The 19,602-nt window shown below is 54.7% G+C and carries 18 protein-coding genes, 1 pseudogene and 1 riboswitch; of the genes and pseudogenes, 10 read left to right on the top strand and 9 right to left on the bottom strand.

All coding sequences use genetic code 11. The features are described 5' to 3' along the window. Positions 1–26: 26 nt before the first annotated feature. Positions 27–1,151 carry a M14-type cytosolic carboxypeptidase gene (locus tag ACN0XZ_RS16815; RefSeq protein WP_417458964.1) on the bottom strand — a complete coding sequence of 375 codons (1,125 nt, stop codon included), beginning with the start codon at positions 1,149–1,151 and terminating at the stop codon, positions 27–29. A gap of 460 nt (positions 1,152–1,611) precedes the next feature. Here ACN0XZ_RS16815 and ykgO point away from each other — a divergent pair, with 460 nt between their 5' ends. Both ykgO and ACN0XZ_RS16825 read left to right on the top strand, forming a co-directional pair. After that, positions 1,612–1,737: a type B 50S ribosomal protein L36 gene (gene ykgO, locus ACN0XZ_RS16820; protein WP_020401326.1), complete on the top strand. Its 126-nt coding sequence runs from the start codon at positions 1,612–1,614 to the stop codon at positions 1,735–1,737. Positions 1,738–1,844: 107 nt separating this feature from the next. Next, entirely contained in the window at positions 1,845–2,459 is a 615-nt protein-coding gene (locus ACN0XZ_RS16825) for an HAD family hydrolase (protein ID WP_417458965.1), read from the top strand. Positions 2,460–2,474: 15 nt separating this feature from the next. On the opposite strand, the gene pyk is transcribed toward ACN0XZ_RS16825, so the two are convergent. Further along, positions 2,475–3,926 carry a pyruvate kinase gene (gene pyk / locus ACN0XZ_RS16830; protein ID WP_417458966.1) on the bottom strand — a complete coding sequence of 484 codons (1,452 nt, stop codon included), beginning with the start codon at positions 3,924–3,926 and terminating at the stop codon, positions 2,475–2,477. 187 nt (positions 3,927–4,113) lie between these two features. On the opposite strand from pyk, the gene ACN0XZ_RS16835 reads away from it, so the two are divergent. Together ACN0XZ_RS16835 and ACN0XZ_RS16840 are read left to right on the top strand one after the other, a co-directional pair. Beyond that, complete coding sequence (locus ACN0XZ_RS16835; protein ID WP_417458967.1) at positions 4,114–4,866, top strand: N-formylglutamate amidohydrolase; 753 nt, start codon at positions 4,114–4,116, stop codon at positions 4,864–4,866. Between the two features lie 12 nt (positions 4,867–4,878). Next, on the top strand, positions 4,879–5,190 hold the full coding sequence (locus ACN0XZ_RS16840) for a DUF1244 domain-containing protein (RefSeq protein ID WP_417458968.1): 312 nt from the start codon (positions 4,879–4,881) through the stop codon (positions 5,188–5,190). 29 nt (positions 5,191–5,219) lie between these two features. On the opposite strand, the gene ACN0XZ_RS16845 is transcribed toward ACN0XZ_RS16840, so the two are convergent. Beyond that, positions 5,220–5,948: a GntR family transcriptional regulator gene (locus ACN0XZ_RS16845; protein WP_417458969.1), complete on the bottom strand. Its 729-nt coding sequence runs from the start codon at positions 5,946–5,948 to the stop codon at positions 5,220–5,222. Between the two features lie 210 nt (positions 5,949–6,158). Here ACN0XZ_RS16845 and ACN0XZ_RS16850 point away from each other — a divergent pair, with 210 nt between their 5' ends. The 3 genes and pseudogenes from ACN0XZ_RS16850 to ACN0XZ_RS16860 all read left to right on the top strand — a co-directional run bounded on the left by ACN0XZ_RS16850 (position 6,159) and on the right by ACN0XZ_RS16860 (position 9,753). After that, entirely contained in the window at positions 6,159–8,924 is a 2,766-nt protein-coding gene (locus ACN0XZ_RS16850) for a TonB-dependent receptor (protein ID WP_417458970.1), read from the top strand. A 215-nt stretch (positions 8,925–9,139) separates the two neighbouring features. Then, a pseudogene (locus ACN0XZ_RS16855) lies at positions 9,140–9,277 on the top strand (GapR family DNA-binding domain-containing protein); the annotation flags it as partial. Between the two features lie 185 nt (positions 9,278–9,462). After that, a complete protein-coding gene (locus ACN0XZ_RS16860) occupies positions 9,463–9,753 on the top strand; it encodes a DUF2312 domain-containing protein (protein WP_417458971.1) in 291 nt (96 codons plus the stop codon). Between the two features lie 493 nt (positions 9,754–10,246). On the opposite strand, the gene ACN0XZ_RS16865 is transcribed toward ACN0XZ_RS16860, so the two are convergent. Both ACN0XZ_RS16865 and ACN0XZ_RS16870 read right to left on the bottom strand, forming a co-directional pair. Next, positions 10,247–10,687, bottom strand: a complete 441-nt coding sequence (locus ACN0XZ_RS16865) for an RrF2 family transcriptional regulator (protein ID WP_417458972.1) — start codon at positions 10,685–10,687, stop codon at positions 10,247–10,249. Between the two features lie 3 nt (positions 10,688–10,690). Beyond that, positions 10,691–11,104, bottom strand: coding sequence for a DUF454 family protein (locus tag ACN0XZ_RS16870; protein ID WP_417458973.1), 414 nt, complete (start codon positions 11,102–11,104; stop codon positions 10,691–10,693). 137 nt (positions 11,105–11,241) lie between these two features. Here ACN0XZ_RS16870 and ytfE point away from each other — a divergent pair, with 137 nt between their 5' ends. The 3 genes from ytfE to ACN0XZ_RS16885 are packed head-to-tail and all read left to right on the top strand — an operon-like array spanning position 11,242 to position 14,758. Continuing rightward, a complete protein-coding gene (ytfE, locus tag ACN0XZ_RS16875; protein ID WP_417458974.1) occupies positions 11,242–11,916 on the top strand; it encodes an iron-sulfur cluster repair protein YtfE in 675 nt (224 codons plus the stop codon). Beyond that, complete coding sequence (locus ACN0XZ_RS16880; RefSeq protein ID WP_417458975.1) at positions 11,909–14,287, top strand: nitric-oxide reductase large subunit; 2,379 nt, start codon at positions 11,909–11,911, stop codon at positions 14,285–14,287. Before ytfE ends, ACN0XZ_RS16880 begins: the two co-directional genes overlap by 8 nt. Positions 14,288–14,314: 27 nt before the next feature. Further along, the gene (locus ACN0XZ_RS16885) at positions 14,315–14,758 is read left to right on the top strand and encodes a hypothetical protein (RefSeq protein WP_417458976.1); all 444 of its coding nucleotides are present in this window, start codon (positions 14,315–14,317) and stop codon (positions 14,756–14,758) included. 36 nt (positions 14,759–14,794) lie between these two features. Here ACN0XZ_RS16885 and ACN0XZ_RS16890 read toward each other — a convergent pair whose 3' ends face one another. The 4 genes from ACN0XZ_RS16890 to moaA all read right to left on the bottom strand — a co-directional run bounded on the left by ACN0XZ_RS16890 (position 14,795) and on the right by moaA (position 19,440). Continuing rightward, positions 14,795–16,624 carry a pyridoxal phosphate-dependent decarboxylase family protein gene (locus ACN0XZ_RS16890; protein ID WP_417458977.1) on the bottom strand — a complete coding sequence of 610 codons (1,830 nt, stop codon included), beginning with the start codon at positions 16,622–16,624 and terminating at the stop codon, positions 14,795–14,797. A gap of 4 nt (positions 16,625–16,628) precedes the next feature. Further along, on the bottom strand, positions 16,629–17,906 hold the full coding sequence (glp, locus tag ACN0XZ_RS16895) for a gephyrin-like molybdotransferase Glp (RefSeq protein ID WP_417458978.1): 1,278 nt from the start codon (positions 17,904–17,906) through the stop codon (positions 16,629–16,631). Then, on the bottom strand, positions 17,903–18,460 hold the full coding sequence (locus ACN0XZ_RS16900; RefSeq protein WP_417458979.1) for a molybdenum cofactor guanylyltransferase: 558 nt from the start codon (positions 18,458–18,460) through the stop codon (positions 17,903–17,905). The genes glp and ACN0XZ_RS16900 overlap by 4 nt, the downstream gene beginning before the upstream one ends. A 2-nt stretch (positions 18,461–18,462) precedes the next feature. Next, the gene (gene moaA, locus ACN0XZ_RS16905; RefSeq protein WP_417458980.1) at positions 18,463–19,440 is read right to left on the bottom strand and encodes a GTP 3',8-cyclase MoaA; all 978 of its coding nucleotides are present in this window, start codon (positions 19,438–19,440) and stop codon (positions 18,463–18,465) included. Continuing rightward, positions 19,432–19,579, bottom strand: a riboswitch (molybdenum cofactor riboswitch). It overlaps the preceding gene by 9 nt. Between the last annotated feature and the right edge of the window lie 23 nt (positions 19,580–19,602).

A 19,602-nucleotide genomic window follows, 5' to 3' on the forward strand; every position in this document is an offset into this window, starting at 1 on the left:
ATAACAGTTCCATCGTTTTTGTATAGCTAGAGCTCGTCGATCATCTGCGCGAGCGTATCAATGCACGCACGACCCAAATGGCGGCAGCGCTCAGGCGACCAGCCATATTCAAGGTCCGGCAGGTCGTCATTATCCTTGAACGGCATCTCCAGCGTCATGGCGAGGCAACCAAAGGTCTCCGCCATATAGTTCGTGCACATGGAGAGGTTGGCCGTGCCGGGCTCATCGGTATCATAGCCATGTTCCTGCTGGAAATCGGGCGAGATAACGCACAGCAAATCCTGATACATGGCGAGAAGCTTGCTCTGCTTTTCCGTGAGGGACGGAATACCTTCAAAGCCAGCGATAAAGTTATAGGGCAGGTTTTCATCACCGTGTACATCAAGGTGGAAGTCCACACCGGTCTCGTGCATCTTCTCGCGCACGAGGTAAACCTCTGGGCTGCGCTCCATCGTCGCACAATTCCACTCACGGTTCAGGTTGGCGCCAGCAGCGTTTGTGCGCAGGTTGCCGCGGCGTGAGCCGTCCGGGTTCATGTTTGGCACAATGTAGAAATGCGCTTTATCGAGCAGCGCACGGGCAACCGGGTTGTCTTCATCCAGAAGATAATCCAGCGCACCTTCCATCCACCACTCGGCCATGGTCTCGCCGGGGTGCTGGCGGGCAGCCATCCATATCTTCTTGCGGCCTTCCGGGCCGAAGCCGACCTCAACGAGGTCCATGTCCTGTCCATCAAGGGTATGGCCAAGCACGCTCGTGCGCACAAGCGGTGAGCCGGAAACCTCAGCAATCAGGTCGGCGTGACGATCCATAGAGTAGGGCGCGAAATACGCGAAATAGAGGCTGTCCTGCTCAGGTTCCACGTTCCATGAGAGCTTCTGGCCGTCAAAGCTTGTATCAATCCGGAACCAGCTTTCCCGGTCGTAGGATGCGCAAACCTTGTAGTTTTCCCAGCCCGGCACATAAGCGGAGCCGCCTGCGTTCTCAATCGTTAGTTTGCACGGCGTGTCTGCAACACCAGAGAGGCGGAAATGAAACCACTGGTAAAAATCGGAATTGCTGTCTTTACGAATATTCAGGCGAATGTCTGATGGATCGTCGCCTTTGATCACTTCGATATTGCCGCTATCGAACTGGCTGGTGATAAGCATGACCTTCTCGCTCCCTCGTGCGTGTGTGGTGCTTTTTCGTGACATGTTTGCCTACAGCGTGGCCACTCTATGGTCAATGCCAATTGGCGGCCATGGCGGCTTTCTCTTAAAGGGTCAGCCTTTATGACGCTTTATTCCCATGACAAGACAGTCTCATTTTGGTAGTATAACTTCACTGACGCACAGGCGTGAGCGGACTACCCCCGCTATCTAACGGGGGAAATTTGGGGCGTCCCACCGGGCATGGGGGACGCCTCTATTTTTTGTGCCAATCCCGCCCAATGCAAAAAGGCAGCAAAAACCGCCTCTTGCTATTGACAGCCCGGCACCTCGCCAGTATGTTCCGCCGCCAATGGATTCGAGGAATGACGGATTCGTCGTTCCCACCCTTGTGTGCCATGGCGCCGGCTGGCGTGGCAGGGGAAAAGTATTTTAGAGCCGGTTTGTAGTGAGACGAGCCATGAAAATTCGTAACAGCTTGAAGTCTTTGAAAAGCCGTCACCGCGATTGCCGTGTGATTCGCCGCAAAGGCCGGATCTACGTGATCAACAAGACGCAACGTCGCTTTAAAGCACGCCAAGGTTAAGCCTCAAGCTAAGCTTAGAGCTCAGGCTCGTCAGCATAGCCTCAAGGTTATTGATTCAGCCGCGCACTCTCCGGTAGAGTTGCGCGGCTTAGTCGTATGGGGGATACATGACGCACGCAGGCAAATCGGTACTATTTGATATCGGCAACGTGTTTGTTGAGTGGGACCCACGGTTCCTCTACCGAGAGCTTATCCATGATGCAGCAGAGCTTGAACGTTTCCTCTCCGAGGTGGTGACCCTTGAGTGGCACACGGAGCATGACCGTGGTCGTCCGTTTGCGGAAGGTGTGCGTATCCTCTCAGCCCGGTTCCCTGAGTATGAAGACCTTATTCAGGCGTTTGACGAACGCTGGGGTGATACCATCGGCCCATTGATAGGCGGCACGGTGAGTGTGCTGGAACGTTTGAGCGAGCAGGGTATGCCGTGTTTTGGGCTTACAAATTTCTCGGCCGAGAAATGGCCGCTGTTTTGCCGTGACTATGCGTTCACAGACCTCTTTGGCGGTGTAGTGGTCTCTGGCGCGGAAGGGCTTGTGAAACCCGACCCGCGTATCTTCCAGCTAGCGATCGACCGCTTCGGGCTGGAGCCTGAACACACGGTCTATATTGATGACCGGCTTGAGAATGTGCAGGCGGCTGAACACATAGGTATGATCGGGCATCACTTCACGGGCGCAGACAAGCTGGAAGCCAATCTGCGCGCCAAAGGTTTTCTTTATTGATAAGGGCGAGCTAAGCTAGTTTAGCTCGCTGCCGCTGATCCACGCGATGTGAAGCACGTTGGTGGCGCCCGGTGTGCCAAAGGGCACGCCAGCGGTGACAACGATACGGTCACCCGCCTTCACCACACCCGTCCTCAGCGCCATGCGCTTCGCTTTGCCGACCATTTCTTCAAAGCTGCCAACATCTTTGGTTTTAACCGTGCGCATGCCCCACACAATGGCAAGGCGGCGTGCAACAGCAAGGCGCGGCGTAAGCGTGAGGATTTCCGCCTCAGGCCGTTCGCGGGCGGCCCTCAGCGCTGTGGCGCCCGAAGTTGTGAAGGTCACAATTGCTTTTGCCCCCACGGTGCGTGCCACCTGCCGCGCGGCAGCGGTGATGGCGTCTTCGGTGGTGGAGTTTGGATTTGTGCGGTCGTCGCTACCGCTCATGCGGTAGTTAGGCTCATGCTCAACGCGGATGGCCACACGGTCCATCACCTGCACGGCCTCAATCGGGTAATCTCCCACGGCTGATTCGGCCGAGAGCATCACAGCGTCCGCGCCGTCCAGCACCGCTGTTGCCACGTCGGATACCTCCGCGCGGGTTGGCACGGGGGATTTGATCATCGATTCGAGCATCTGCGTTGCCACAACAACAGGCTTGCCCGCCTGCCGTGCAGCCCGCACGATCTGTTTCTGGATGCCGGGCACATTCTCAACCGGCTCCTCCACACCCAGGTCGCCACGGGCAACCATCACACCGTCCGCCAGCTCGATAATCTCATCAAGCGCGGTCACGGCTGCGGGCTTCTCAATCTTGGCCATCACGGCGGCTTTTTTGCCGACCAGCTTTTTGGCTTCCGCCACATCTGCGCCGCGCTGCACAAACGAAAGGGCGATCCAGTCCACGCCGCACTGAAGCGCGAAGGAGAGATCCTTGCGGTCTTTTGGGGTGAGGGCCGCGAGCGGCAACACGGCGTTTGGTACGTTCACGCCCTTGCGGTCTGAAAGCACACCGCCCACAATCACGCGGCAGTTGGCCTTGTTGGCTTCAACCGTTTCCACTTCAAGGCGGATCTTGCCGTCATCCAGCAGGATATGGGTGCCAACTTCAAGCGCGTCAAAAATCTCTTTGTGCGGCAGGTAAACCCGCTGGTTGTCGCCCGGCTGGTCAACAAGGTCGAGCTTGAAGGCCTGTCCCTGTTTCAGTTCGGTTTTGCCGTCTTCAAAAAGGCCGATACGCAGTTTTGGGCCCTGAAGGTCAGCAAGGATTGCGATAGGACGGCCACACTCACGCTCAACCGCGCGGATCGTGTGCACCAGCGCTTCTTTATCCTTGTGCTCGCCGTGGCTCATGTTGAGGCGGAAAACATCCACACCGGCGATGAACAGCTCTTTGATGCGTTCATAGCTGGAACTCGCCGGCCCGAGGGTCGCAACAATACGGGTTTTCCGGCGGCGCGCTGCGGAAAGAGTTTCGGACGTCAAGATTGCCTCCCTGAGCAGTATGGAGCGAGCACGATGAAATGTTGACTTGGTTGGTCAGATCATTAGGTTTCAGGGCACATGCTGCGTGATCGCTCACGTCACGTCCAGCATTTTTCGCTTTGAAACCAAAGCTTCACGTGCGTGCCCGGTGTACCCTATGAATGATTCCGCTGTCCAGAGCCAAATCTTGAAACCAAAAATCCTGAACGCGGATGCGCTTGGCGGCGTGATTGTGCTGTGTGACCACGCAACCAATTTTATCCCCGCCGACTATGCCGACCTTGGGCTTGAAAGGGCTGACCTTGAGAAGCACATCGCATGGGATATTGGCGCGGCGGAGGTTACCCGCAAGATATGTGATATGATGGGGGTTGCTGGTGTGCTCGCGCCGGTTTCGCGCCTGCTCATTGATTGCAACCGGGAGCCGGACCATAAAACGCTGGTGCCGCCAGCAAGCGACGGCATTACCATCCCCGCAAACCGTGACCTGAGCGCTCGCGCGGTCGCCGCCCGGAAGGACGCCTATTACACACCGTTTCATGAGGCGTGCGCCGCGCTAGTCAGCGCCCATCTGAAGGCCGGGAAAGTACCGCTTGTGGTCGGCATGCACAGTTTTACACCGGAGATGAGCGGTAAGGCTCGCCCGTGGCATGCGGGTTTCCTTTGGAACAAGGACCCCCGCCTCGCGCAAGCCATGATCGGCATGCTGGAGCGAGAGACAGACCTGACGGTCGGCGATAACCTGCCGTATTCAGGCCGTGATCTTTATTATACCATGCAGCGCCACGGGGCGGACCATGGCTTGCCGCAAACAACGATTGAAGTGCGCCAGGACCTGCTTGCGACCGATGCGATGACCACCGAATGGGCGGCGCTTCTCGCTGACATTCTGGATGAATGCATGCACCGCGAGGACGTGGCCAGCATCCGTCACTATTAGAAGGAGAATAAAATGAGCGATACGACAGACGAGAAACTGGAAGCAGCTGTGTTCCGCAGGCTGGTGCAGCATTTCCGTGAACGCAGCGACGTACAGAATATCGACCTGATGGGCTATGGCGGGTTTTGCCGCAACTGCCTTTCTGATTGGTACAAGGAAGCCGCGGAAGAAATGGGCGTGGAGATCAGCAAAGACGAGGCGCGTGAGCGCATCTACGGCATGCCCTATGACGAATATAAAGAGAAACACCAAATGCCCGCGACGGATGAGCAGTTGCGGCGCATGGAAATCAGCGTCGCCAAAAACAAGCTGGCGCGCAGCTAATCAGGCCTGAGCATCAGACAGCCTGCGCGTCACACAATCAGGTCCTGGGTGTTGAACTGTTTATGTGAAAATACCGTGTTTAAAATGCGCTCTTCCGTTTGGCTGAGAAGGTCATACATAACCCGCTTGATCCGGGCCGGGTCTTCGCTTTGCAGCACGTTGATGCTCATCTCCGTCTGTTCTCTGGAATAGAAGAATGAGTTGGTGACCTTGATGTAGAGCCAGTATATGCGCATGGCGGTAAGCTCAAGCTGGCGCGCCCAATCCAGCATCTGCGGGTATCCCGCCTGCTCACACAACATCTCATTAAGCTGTTTGTTCAGCTTCAGGACTTCGAGCGCCGCAGCATCGTCCTTGGGTGGCAGCATGCCGTGGATACGCTCATTCAGCGCATGAAGGGCAGGGTAGTTCACCTTTGGTGCCGCAAGCGCGAATATCTCTGGCAGCAGTATCTTCCTGAGTGTGAAACTTTGTTTGATCTCGAGAAGTGTCAGCGGCGCGACGACGGTGATCCGCGGCGAAACGGACACCAGAAAATGCCGTGCGATAAGGCGCTCGATCAGGTTTCTTGAAATAGCCCGGCTGATGCCGAACTTCTCGGTAAAGATATTCTCTGACACTTTCTGGCTCGGCGCGAGCTTCTGGGTGACGATAGCATCCATCACCAGCTCATATGCTGCCTCGGTATCCGATTGCTGCGACGGATCCCTGTTTGCCTCCGGCCCCGCAATAGCCATCTGGCTCCCCCCTTTAGTCATTGTAGTCCCCTCCTAGACCACTAGAGCAACGTACCGCTTCGCAAAACCCAAAAATATTTTCCATGGCATTTTTCAAATTTTAACTGAGTTAATATTGCTATAATGATTTACAAGGCAGCTTTATTGATATAACAATTCAGCCAAAAAATAAAATAAAGCTGAAAAAAGGGACAACGATACCGTATAAACAATCAGATATCGGAGGGAATAATGGTGAAGCATTATTTGAAGGGAGGAGCCATTTTTGGGGCTGTTTCAAGCCTGGCTCTTATAAGTGCGTTGCCCGCGACGGCGCAAGAAAATGTATCGGAAGCGGCGGCACCAGAGTTTGAAGAAATTGTTGTTAGTTCGTCCCGCATTAAAAAATCGGGCTTTGAAGCACCGACACCTGTTACGGTGCTCGGGTCTGAGGATATGCAGGCGCGGGGAGCCACCAATGTGGCGGATATTGTCAATGAGTTGCCTGGCTTTACCGGCACCGTTACCCCCACGGCTACTGTGTTGAACTCACGCGGCAGTGCGACCAATGTGCTCGACCTTCGCGGTTTGGGCGGAAACCGTAACCTAGTTCTGGTCAACGGCCGCCGTCACGTGCCTACAGATGAATTTGGTGTGGTTGATATCAATATCGTGCCGACGCTTGCGGTTAGCCGCATTGAAGTGGTGACCGGTGGTGCGTCCGCCGCATGGGGGTCTGACGCGATCTCCGGCGTTGTGGATATTGTCTATGACAACCAGCTTGAGGGCTTGAAGGTAGAAGCCCAGTACGGCGTCTCTGAAGAGGGTGATAACGAGAACTATCGCCTGTCGATGGCCTTTGGGGCCGATGTGGCGGATGGCCGAGGTCACGTGCTTATCGCTGCCGACTATAACGACAATAGCGGTATCCCGGATTCTCGTGCCCGCGACTGGTCTGCTGAGCACTGGGGCATCATCGCCAACCCTGATGATACGGGCCCGAATGACGGTATTCCTGCCAGCATGTTCGCGTCTGACGTGAAACTGTTTTTGGCGTCACCAAACGGTGTAACGCTGCCGAACGGCACCGCACTCGGAAACCTTGAGTTCCTGCCAAATGGCACTGCTGTGCCGCGTGAGCTTGGCGATGTTATCGGCGGCGTGTTCATGACCGGCGGCAGCGGTACCTACCATGGGGATAATACGGCCCTCTATATTCCGCTTGAGCGCAAGAACATCCTCGCGGCTTTCAATTATGAGCTTACAGAAGACATCAACTTCTATTTTGAAGGCAGTGCGGGGCAGTCTGCGTCTGAGGGGGCGCTGATCGACTCGTTCATCTTCGGGCAGACCATTCGCTCAGGCAACCCCTACCTGCCCGCAAGTGTGCAGGCAGAGATGGATGCATCTGGCGTTGATACGCTCAGCCTTTACCGCACCAATGCCGAGTTTGGCCCAATCACGTCTGTGAGCAAGACGCAGAATTTCCGTCTGGTGACCGGTTTTGATGGTGCTTTCTCAAACGACTGGACGTGGGATGTATACTATCAGTATGGCCGGGTTGATTTCTCGAACCAGCAAACCAACAACCTGATCCCCGGTAACTTGAGTTTGGCGGCGGATGTGGTGACCGACCCCACCACCGGCGCGCCCATTTGTGCATCCGCGCTCAGCGGCCAAAACCCGAACTGTGTGCCCATCAATCTTTTTGGTTCCGGCTCGCCTAGCCAGGCTGCGATTGATTATGTAACGGGTACTAGCATCTCGGACACTCGGCTTCGGCAGGATGTCGTGGCCGCCACAGTGAATGGTGATGTGTTTGAAGGATGGGCTGGCCCCGTCTCGACCGCTTTCGGTGTTGAATACCGGAAAGAATCTCTCAAGCGTGAGGTTGATGACCTTTCGGAGCAGGCACAGTTCCTGATCACCAACGCGCAGCCGCTTGAAGGTAGCTATGATGTGAAAGAGGCATTTGGTGAGGTGCTTGTGCCTCTTCTGAATACAGATGCAGGACAGTCGCTTACCTTCAACGGTGCGCTCCGCTATACGGACTATAGCACGAGCGGCACGGTCCTGACCTGGAAGGCAGGGCTTACCTTCGACCCGTTTGAAGAATTGCGCCTGCGCGGCACAATCTCGCGGGATATCCGGGCGCCCAGCATTGGCGAGGTGTTCCTGAAAACCCTGTTGCTGTTTGAAAACATTGAAAACCCCTTCACCGGGAATGTTGATTTCACCCAGATCCTGAACACGGGGAACACAGACCTGCAGGAAGAACGCGCCCTCACCAAAACCTTTGGGCTCGTGTACTCACCAAACTGGCTTGAGGGCCTGCGCCTTTCTGTTGACTGGTATGACATCGGCATCAGCGATGCGATCCAGTCGATCTCCAGCCGTGCGATTGTTGAGGGGTGTTACGCGGGCGACAATGACTTCTGTAGCCTTGTCTCCTTTCAGCCGGATAATACAATCGCGTCCATCACCAACAAACTCCTCAACCTCGGTACCTATGAGGTGCGTGGTGTGGATTTTGAAGCCCAATATGCCCTGCCGCTCAGCAACGGCGCGGACCTGAGCTTCAAGCTTCTCGGTAGTTATGTTTATGAGAAGAACATCGCACCTGATGGCGCGAATGCAGAAAACTACGCCGGTGATGTTGGCGCGGCCAATGTCTTTGGTCTGCCTAAATGGAAGATGCGCGGCAATGTTTCCTACCAAACCGAGAAATACGGTTTCTTCACCAACGTCCGGTACGTGGGGGCAGGCAAATATAATGTCCTCTGGGGGCCTGAGCAGCTCTCGGATGAAGACAACAATATCGGCGCGGAAGTATATGTCGATATCTCGGGCCGCTATAAACTGCGGGACGAGTTGGAGCTATATGCCGGGATCAACAATCTCTTTGATAATGACCCGCCTGTGGCGCCGCTCGATTTCATTTCTCCGCAGGTGACCAACCCTGCACATTACGACATTGTTGGGCGTTCCTTCTATGTAGGGGTTAGGGCCCAGTTCTAACGAGACTATTCGTCAGTGTTCGGCGAAGGAGGGTGCTTTCCGAGAGGAGGGCGCCCTCCATTTTTTCCGGGCGGGTGATTTTCAGCCCATTATGCAATTGAACTCGGATAACACCGCCGCTAGAGTGCGGCGCAAGCGAGTGAACAGGATGTGAGCGGCCACAGGTCGCCGCCTCACAGCGTCACTAGGACGACAGGATGTCAGGGAGTTTATAGATGGTACAGGTACAGGCTGGTGGTGTTGCTGGTGAACAGCTTCGTTCTTTCATTGAACGCATTGAGCGCTTGGAAGAAGAGAAAAAGGGCATCGCCGAGGACATCAAGGAAGTTTATGCGGGTGCGAAAGCGGTTGGCAAATAATATACAGTTTAAACTGTACCATTTCTTGTTTTTCAAAGAGTTAGATTGACACAATTGTGTCAGCCATTGTGTCAAAAAAAATGTGACCTGCGAAACTGCGCTCATTTTAATGAGCGGAGTTGAGGAGGTAAAATGCAGCTACAAGCTGGCAAAACAGATCGATATGAAGGTGTGGAATAATGGTTCAAGTACAGGCAGGTGGTGTCGCAGGTGAGCAGCTTCGTTCTTTTGTAGAGCGTATTGAGCGTTTGGAAGAAGAGAAGAAGGGTATTGCTGAGGATATCAAAGAGGTCTACGCGGGCGCAAAGGCCGTAGGCTTCGATGTTAAGATTCTAAGACAGGTAATTAGGGTTCGCAAGATGGACCAAGCTGACCGCCAGGAGCAAGAAGCTCTTCTGGATGTGTATCTACACGCGATCGAAGGAGGTCAACGGATTAGGGCTACTGATGAGGTAATGGCTGAGGAATAGTCTCCGATTTGTTGGAAGCAGTGACATGCTTCGCCACTACTTCCATTTATAATCGGAGCGCTGGGGTGGCCCTTTTCGCGTTTTAATGGATTGCAACAGGGTCTGGGCATGTCCATACGCTGTTGTATATTGATCTTTACATAAGTTCGTTTGCGGACCCAGAAAATCTGGCCTGAGCATATGGCTTATTCAAGTCCTCCAGAAACTCCGAATCAGGCTCGAATCCGCTCACGAGGAGCCCGGCGCGTGCACGGGTGCAGGCGACAAAAAGAACATGTCGCTCCGTCTCATAGTCAGCCCTCGAATACCAGCACACAAATAATGTGAGGGACAATGCCACGTTCAGCGTCCTGATGCAGCGCAACGCTGACCAGAAGATATGAGGGTGTTTGTTAGTCTGACGTGCTCCCCAATGTGATCTCACTCAGATTGAGAGGTCCTCCCCTTTTGAACTTGCCCCCATAAGACAGAACTGAGAGTAAAATCAACGAGTTCAAAAAGCGGCGTCCAGAAGCTCCTGCAATTGGCTCTTGTGCTTAGGAGGGATCATGTCGGCGAGGCTGTAGTGGTCCAGCGTTTCGAAAAAGCTCTCCAGCGCTTCGGCAAGCACCCTCTTTAGCTGGCAGGCCGGAGTGATGATACAAACATTATCTTGTCCGAAGCATTCAACAAGTGGTGAGCCTTGCTCTATATCCCGCACTAGCTCACCGATATTGATCTCCTTCGGTGCAGATGCCAGCCTGATACCACCGTTCTTGCCCCGTGTGGCCTCAATATACCCTTTTGCGCTCAGTTGCTGCACGATCTTCATCAGGTGATTTTTGGAGATGTCATAACTTTCCGCAATGTCCCGAATTGTGGCCAGTTTGTCATCGTTGGCTGCGAGATACATCAGGACACGAAGGGAATAGTCTGTATAGCGGGTGATATGCATAGTTCAGGCACTTTCGGGTTTTGACGAGCTGCTTGTTGGCAATCTGTACAGATAAACCGAAACAGAAAAGAACAAGGCAGCCAACAGCGTGAGCAGGGGCCATGGCGTGGCCAGATACCAGAGAACAACCCAATTGACCGTCAGCATAGCCCAAGCCAGTCGTTTGGCCGCGATGGGTAGGCTGTGCTCCCGTTGCCAGCGCCGGATCGCGGCTCCGTGCCGGGGGTGCGCGACAAGCCATTGCGCGAACCGCGAGTCCGCTTGTGTCGCTCCCCAGAAGCCTAGTAGCAGAAAAGGTGTTGTAGGTAAAAGCGGCAGGAAAGCGCCCGTGATGCCAAGAGCGAAACTCCCAAATGCCAGCAGGCGGTAGAAGCCTCGGCGGTGGTGCGACCAAATGTATCGAATCGTACTTTTCATCGTCTATCCTCTTGACTTTTTAATATGCATATATTTTACATCTTTTAAAGATGTATGTTAAATACATTTTATAAAGCGAGACACATCACCAATTACTGCGCCCTTGGCTTCGGACATGAAGGGTAAAGGAGAAGAAAATGACACTGCTGGATACATCGCTGGCACAGTTGGCTCAGGAGCTCCCTGGCGCTACAGCGATATTCAACCATTATAACCTTAGTTTCTGCTGTGGTGGCAAACACACACTCAGGGAAGCGGCATCAAAGGCATCACTTGACTGTCACGCGCTTGAGGCGGAGTTGTTGCGACTGAGGCCGGAGACAGAGCAGGACCATGACTGGACGCAGGCGGAGGATGCCGAGATCATCGCATACCTGCTGAAGCGTTTCCATGAGGTCCATCGCGTGCAGCTTGTGGAGCTGAAGCGGCTCGCGCACCGGGTAGAAAGTGTGCATGGCGACCGGGAGGAGTGCCCGCATGGCTTGACCGAACACCTGCACCGCATGGCAATGGAACTTGAGCAGCATATGCAGAAGGAGGAAAGCATTCTCTTTCCTTTGCTGGCTGGTGGGCAGGGTATGATGGCCGGCGGGCCGATACAGGTCATGCTAATGGAGCACGAGGGGCATCGGGAGGAAGTCGCGCGTATGGATGCGCTGACCGACAACCTGACGTTACCACGCGGTGCCTGCAACACCTGGCGCGCGCTCTACAGTGGTCTTGAAGCCTTCAAGGCTGATCTTGACGCACATATTCACCTAGAAAACGACGTTTTGTTCGCACGCTATCAGGGAGGGCCCAACCATGGCTAGATATTACAGACTCTGGTGGATACTTATAGCCACTCTTGCCATTACGTTTGGCATCCTGGGGTACTTCGGCAGGGAAGTATACCGAGAGGCACCCCCCATTCCAGGTCTTGTGGTGACGGAAGATGGCACACCGCTTATGAGCAAGGATAGTATCCTTGATGGCCAAACGGCGTGGCAGTCTGTTGGCGGTATGCAACTTGGCTCCATCTGGGGGCACGGTGCGTACCAAGCGCCGGACTGGACGGCTGATTGGTTGCACCGTGAGTTGATGGCCTGGCTTGAGCTCGCTGCACAGGATATCTATGGCAAGCCTTATGAAACTCTGTCGGGTGCGCAGCAGAACAATCTTCAGTATGAGTTGAAACAGGCCTACCGCAGCAACACTTATGATGCCGCAGGCGACATGCTCGTCCTCACTCAGCGCCGCCAGCGGGCGATCGAACGGACCGCGAACTATTATGACCGGCTGTTTGGTGGTTCGCCCGAACTGCAGCCTACCCGCGAAAGTTATGCTATGAAGGAGCTCACGCTTCCTGACGCAGACCGCCGTGCAAGGTTGACAGAATTTTTCTTCTGGACCGCATGGGCTGCGTCAACCGAGCGTACGCCGGACGGCGCAACCTATACTAACAACTGGCCGCACGAACCCTTGGTCGGAAATGTGCCAACGGCGGAGAATGTCGTGTGGTCCATTGTGAGCGTGGTGCTGCTGATCGCTGGTGTGGGTGGGCTCATCTGGGCTTGGTCCTTCATGCGTGGACAGGATGAAGAGGAGCCTGCGGCCCCTGCCAAAGACCCGCTGACCAGCTTCCGGCTTACACCATCGCAACGGGCGCTAGGCAAATATCTCTTTGTTGTCGTGGCGTTGTTTGTCTTTCAGGTTTTCCTGGGAGGGTTTACAGCTCACTATACTGTGGAAGGGCAAGGATTCTATGGCATTGAGACATCAAAATGGTTCCCCTATACCCTTGTGCGCACTTGGCACATCCAATCTGCTCTGTTCTGGATCGCAACCGGTTTTCTTGCCGCCGGCCTCTTCCTTGCGCCCATTATCAATGGCGGCAAGGACCCAAAATACCAGAAACTTGGCGTGGATATTCTCTTCTGGGCTCTCATCGCAGTGGTCGCAGGGTCCTTTATTGGCAACTATCTCGCTATCGCGCAGGTGATGCCGCCGGAATGGAACTTCTGGCTCGGCCATCAGGGCTATGAATACGTCGACCTTGGACGTCTATGGCAGATCGGCAAGTTCACCGGGGTGGTGCTGTGGCTTGTGCTGATGATGCGTGCCATCGTACCAGCATTAATGCAGCCGGGTGACAAACACCTGCTGGCGCTCTTTACCGCGTCAGTTGTTGCTATCGGTTTCTTTTACGGTGCTGGCTTTTTCTATGGTGAGCGTACCCATATTTCAGTGATGGAATACTGGCGCTGGTGGATAGTGCACTTGTGGGTCGAAGGCTTTTTCGAGGTCTTTGCCACGGCAGCACTCGCTTTCATCTTCAGCAGCATGGGGCTTGTCTCCAAACGTCTGGCCACGATTGCGGCGTTGGCATCTGCATCGCTCTTTCTCTTGGGCGGTGTACCGGGCACTTTCCACCACCTCTATTTTTCCGGCACCACAACACCGGTAATGGCAGTGGGGGCCACTTTCAGTGCACTTGAAGTGGTGCCGCTCATCGTGCTCGGGCACGAGGCCTGGGAACATTGGAAACTTCGGAACCGTGCGCCCTGGATGGACCAGCTCAAGTGGCCGCTTATGTTCTTTGTCGCTGTGGCTTTCTGGAATATGCTCGGGGCTGGCGTCCTCGGTTTTTCAATCAATCCGCCGATTGCGCTGTATTACATCCAAGGTCTCAATACCACGGCCACGCACGCACATGCCGCTCTCTTTGGTGTGTACGGCTTCCTTGCGCTTGGTTTCGCCATTCTGGTGCTGCGTTATATCCGGCCGGCAATGGTTTTTGACGAGAAACTGATGAAAACTGCCTTCTACGGCCTTAATGGTGGGCTTGTGCTCATGCTGTTCACCAGCCTTTTGCCCGTTGGTATCATCCAGTTTGTCGCCAGTGCATCGGAAGGCCTTTGGTACGCCCGTAGCGAGAGCTTCATGCAGAGCAATCTGCTCGAAACTTTGCGTTGGGTACGCACCATTGGAGATGTGGTGTTTATCATCGGGGCACTCGCCGTGGCGTGGCAGGTGATCAAGGGCCTCCTCGACCGTAGTGAACAGCGCCCGCTTGAGAACCAGCCAATACAGCCGGGCATTCATGATAAAATGCCAGCGAGAGCGGCAGTGGGTAGTCAACTGGCTATGAATGAGGCCCAGCCGGACAGCATCTGCTGCGGTTCTTGTGGAGGTTCTCATTGATGAACCCATCCTGCCCGGGGTGTCTGTATGCCCCGGGCAGATTGTTTCCAAGAATTGATCCTGCTCAAGCGCCTTTTTCGCTGGCTGTGGTTGTATAGCTGTGCATGGAAGGGAGAATATCCGATGGTAGAGCAATCAGATAGTGGCAAACCTCTGAATGACCTCGAACGCTATATAGAGATATGTAACGAAGCCTTGGCGCGCAGCTGCGACCAGTTTCCATATAACCGTATATGGCAGGCTGCCAGCGAAGCGCAGGCTGGCAGGGGCGTTGAATTGGTGTTGGTTGATGAAATGCCGGTTTCAACATGTGAAGTGACTGTTTATAAGGACCATATAGAGCGAGGACATGAGGTTGGCGATGCGCCTGTACTGCGCCTGAACAAGAGCTATCTTGAAGATGTGGTCAGCAACCCACAAAAATATATCGACAACCCTACCTTGATAGATTGGGGTTGGTTGTTCAGGTAGCTGGCCATCTGTCGTGAGGATGGATGGCACCATGTGTCATGATGCCAGTTTCGTGTTTTTTTCGGCACGTGCCAACGGCGAAGACTGTTCTGCCTGCTGTAAATCGGCGTCGTTGGACCAGGCTTTGATATGATGTATGAACTCATTGCTCAGCCGTTCCCTAATTTCCTCTTCTGCCCAGAAGGGGTTCATGAAGACGCAACGCAACAACACCAGATGGTCATCATCAATTGATCCTCCGTACCCGACTACATGACGCTGGATAACCTTGTGATGTGAGCTCATGGAAAGAGTTGTCTTTGAGACTGAAAAGTCCGGGCAATCGACAAATTTTTGAAATACAGTGCTGGTCAGCCTGTTAGCTTCACGCAGTGATTTTGCCTTGGTGGTTAGAGAGAAACACATGATATTTGTTTCGACTGGGGTGAGGATATGCGCTGTAGGGATGGCTTTCTCGATCTTCTGTTTCACTGCCCGGCAGGCGTGGATCGTCTGTTCGATCACGGCACCAAGCCCCTTCGGGTTGAAGCCGAGCGTTTTTCCAGTCAGCCATGTGGCAGCAGCACCGGCTGCTGAGCGCGAGCCCTCAAGCGTCGTAGACCATTTGTCTGGCATTTCCTGTTGGCGTTCGAGGTATGGGGCCTTGAATCCAGAGACGGAATAGGCTTCGTGGTCGCGGGTGACGATGGCGCCGCAGGCATAGGGCACATAGCCAAGTTTGTGCGGATCTATGGTGACCGAATGCACCTCGGAAATCGAGTTGAGTGCGGCGCTGTTAGAAACGCTCAGCACCTGTGAACTTGCACCGCCCCGAAGGAGGGTGCATAGGAAACCACCATAAGCCGCATCCACATGATGCCAAATATCCCAGCCTCGGCGATCTTTCTGGGCATTCAGGATGCCTTGCACCTGGTCTATCGGGTCAATTTCGCCGGTCTCAGTGGTGCCGGCTACGCTCACGACCATGATGATTGGCCGTTTGGAGCGCTCGGCAACTTCGATTAGCTTTTGCAGAGCGGCAACGTCCATCTTGCCCATGCCGTCGAGGGGAACAGGCCAGAAGGCCTCCTCACCAAGACCAAAAATATTTACCGCCTTGGTCCAGGAAAAATGCTTGTTCTCTGGCACCAGCAGTACTGGGCCACGATAAGGTATACCGAAAGCGCGGGTCATGCGTTCGCCAAAGAGGTAGGGGTTGCTTGCCACTGCGCTGCAGCGCTTTAGGGAGTCAATTGGGACACTGTGCTTACAGAGCAACTGGCCAAAGCGTTTCCAGCCCATATGGGCGGCATCAAACAGGTCAAGTGTTAAACCACGATTTTCCGCGAGGTAAAGCGCCAGGCTCAGCCAGTGATCTTGGCGGAAGCGCGCGCGCCATACAGCCTCGAAATTAGCAACCGTGCCGCCCCCGGTTATATGGCCTGTGGCCCGGGCTGGGTTGAACCCCAGCATTTTTGCCAGCATAGCAATAACTTCTACCTCGACCTTTGAGCCGATGTTGGAGGCGTCACGACTTGTGTTATTGGGGTTGTGCAGCAGCATGGCAAAGTGGCCAAGTAAGGACGGGAGCGTCAGCTCCGAGACCATATGGCCGATATAACGCGGTGGAAATTTAGGGACTTCTGCCTTCAGCATCTCGTTGAGTTCCTCAAGGCCCTGACTAATGCGTTCCCTCGCTCTGAGGTAGCCCGGTGACCGTCGATCCTCGGGGCTGGATACACTTGGGTCATTGGTGAAAAGCTGTTTTCGCCAATGGAACCAGTGGTCAAGAGTAGCTTGGAACTCTGCTCTGACCCAAGCTTCGTTTTCTGCCTTGGGGCCGAGGAAGTAGGCCTGATATGCATTCGAGTGCGCACTGGTTTCCATAAGCCTAACTCCTGTCACATATGGCTGAGGTGAAGGGAATGCAGTCCACCAACTCGCCTTTGGCTACCGCATCCACCCCCTCGGGGATAACAATCCAGGCATCGCTGCGTCCAAATGGCGCGGTTTGGAAAGACTGTTGCCTTGCGTCGGCGGTCACGTGTAGTTGTCCTGTCTCATTTGTGGTGAGCTTGCCCATGAGGAACGTAGTCTTAGCTGAAGCGCCGCGGACCTCATTGGTCAGCCGAGCTGCCAGCGACCGTTCATGTGCGACACCAGAAAGCAAGTGAGCGAAAGGCTTCACAAAGGCTCCGAGTGCCAGCGCAGTCGAGATCGGGTTGCCAGGCAGACCGAAGAAATATTTACCGCCGGGCAAAGTTGCAAAAAGGATCGGTTTTGCCGGTTTTATCCGCACTCGGTGCACGTGGATGCGGGCACCAAAATCTTCCAGTACCGGTTTTACAAAATCATACTGCCCTGCCGACACACCACCGGTGGACAAGATGATGTTGGCATCCCCTTCAAGTGCGGTTTCAAGTGCTGCCGCGAAATCTTGCGGGGTGTCACGCACAGTAGTGGCGTTGGTAAACTCGACGCCCATGTCCTCACACACTGATTGCCCATAAAGTGCGGTAGCATTGTAGATATGCCCGGGCGCAAGCGGTTTGGTGAAGTCATCACTGATTTCTTGCCCGGTGCTTATCCAGCATGCCTTCGGTCTTTCGAATACCATCACCGATGCAGCGCCACTTGCGCACAGCATGGGCAGGTGTGCGGCCTTGATTCGGGTCCCAGCCTCGAGAAGTAAATCGTTTGTCGCTATGTCCTGCCCCACAAGGCGGACATGCCTGCCTTTCGGGTATGGGCTTGTGAAGGTCAGGTTTTCGTGATCCCAGCTTGCGGCTTCGACCGGCATCACGGTGTCCGCGCCGTCAGGCATGGGTGCGCCCGTCATGATCTTTGCTGCCCGCCCGGACACAAGATGGGAGAGACCTGCCGTATCCCCCGCAATGCTGGCGCCCACGACTAGGAGAGACACAGGCGCATCCTCCGACGCCGCAGCTACGTCTGCGGAGGCAAAGGCGAAGCCGTCCATCGCGCTATTCTCAAAACTGGGTACCGCGATCGATGCGTGGATATCAGTAGCCAACACTTTCCCTAGGGCTGCGGAGAGAGGCACCAGGTGCGGTGCTAAAACCTCGGCCGTATCACAGATAGCCGCAAGGCTGTCTGTGTAGGATTGCATAACCAGTGTATCGGAGCGGATGGGGGCTTGCGCATTCATTGGCAGCACCTTTCGTTTGCGTGAGCGGGATGGCTGTAAGGGAGATCACCCAGATGATTGAGGTTACGGAAAGCACGGTCCGCGAAGGCCGGTACAGTCAGGAGCGTTGCTTTGTTTGCGCTGAGCAGATCACGTAAGCGCGGACCGCTACCTGAAACTATTTCACCCCCGATGGCGGTGAAGGGGAAAACGTAACCATCATACCTTGTCCAATGAGTAACTGATGCAAGCGGTGCGAGCAGGGCCGGGCTCAGATAGGGCATATCGATAGGTACGACAACATGCCGCTGTCCGGCGCCGGCAGCACGCAGATAGCTCAGAAGGGCGGGGACCGGCCCAGCAAAAGGCGTTTCATCGGCCACGCCATCTTCAACATCCGGTTTGCCGAGTATGACAACGCGGTCTACACCAGCCTTGAAGAGCAGAGCGCGCATATGATCGAGCAGCGTGCTGTTGCCCCAGGGTAATGTGGCTTTGTCGTGACCCATACGGCGTGATGCGCCGCCCGCCAGAATGACGCCTAAACAGCCGCTGTGTGGAAGAGAGCTCAGCATAATTAGCCTCCGATGGCGGAAAGGTTGCGGGTCATTCCAGCATTACCGAAAGCAAGTTGATGGTTGGCATCCTTGCTACGCACGGCAGAGATGAGCCTTTCCCGTAGCTCCTCAAATTGTTCGTCAGACTGCAGATAGTCGCGTAGAGGAATGCCAAAGTTTCCAAATAAACACAGGTGTAGATTGCCCTGACTCGAGAAGCGCAACCGATTACAACTTTTGCAGAAATCTTTGGAATAGGGCGCGATAAGGCCGATCCTCCCAGCGTGGTTGGTGTGCATGAATTCATTGGCCGGGCCGCTATCCGCCGCTTTGATGGTTGGGGCCCAGCCGAGTATTTTCAACCGATCAGCGATCACGTCGGTGGAAATATGGTGGTTACGGAAAAAAGCCGCATGATCGCCAGTTTCCATCAACTCGATGAAGCGGATGGAGACAGGAAGGGTTTTTGTGAGCGTTATAAAGTCCGCCACTTCGTGATCATTGATATCCTTCATATAAACCACGTTAATCTTCACATCGCTGAATCCCGCCTCTAGCGCCCGATGGATTCCGTGAAGCACTTCATGGCAACGGTCGTGGCCAGTGATGCGTCTGAATGCTTCCCGGTTCAGGCTGTCGAGGCTCACGTTGATGGCGTTGAGCCCAAGTCCATGCCAGCGTTCCACGCGTTCGTGTAGCCTGTAGCCGTTGGTGGTAAGGGCGAGTTTCTTCAGCCCGCCCACCGTGCTGATGTCGGCGACGATATCGTCGAAATCCGGCCGGATGGTTGGTTCGCCGCCGGTTAGCCTGATTTTCCTAAGTCCAAGTGAAACAAAAGCCCTGGCGGCGCGACGCAATTCGTCCCTACTCAGGGGTGGCGGGGAACCACATTTCTTGAAACCTTCCGGCAGACAGTAGCTACAGCGAAAATTGCAGGCGTCTGTCACCGACAGGCGCAGATACTGGAATGTGCGATCGAAACCGTCCGTCAGGTGCACAGCAGATCTCCTTTCCAATCACGAGAGGCTTGGCAGTTTCCCTATCAAACCCGGCGGCGTTGTGCCGCGGCCCCGGTGCCATATTCTGAGTAAGGGGAGCCCGAACGTAGGCACCGAGGCTTCGGAGTTGAGCACTCGAGATCTGTTTGTTAGCGCGATAGA

It is taken from the genome of Kordiimonas sp. (assembly GCF_048264555.1).
GTDB lineage: Bacteria > Pseudomonadota > Alphaproteobacteria > Sphingomonadales > Kordiimonadaceae > Kordiimonas.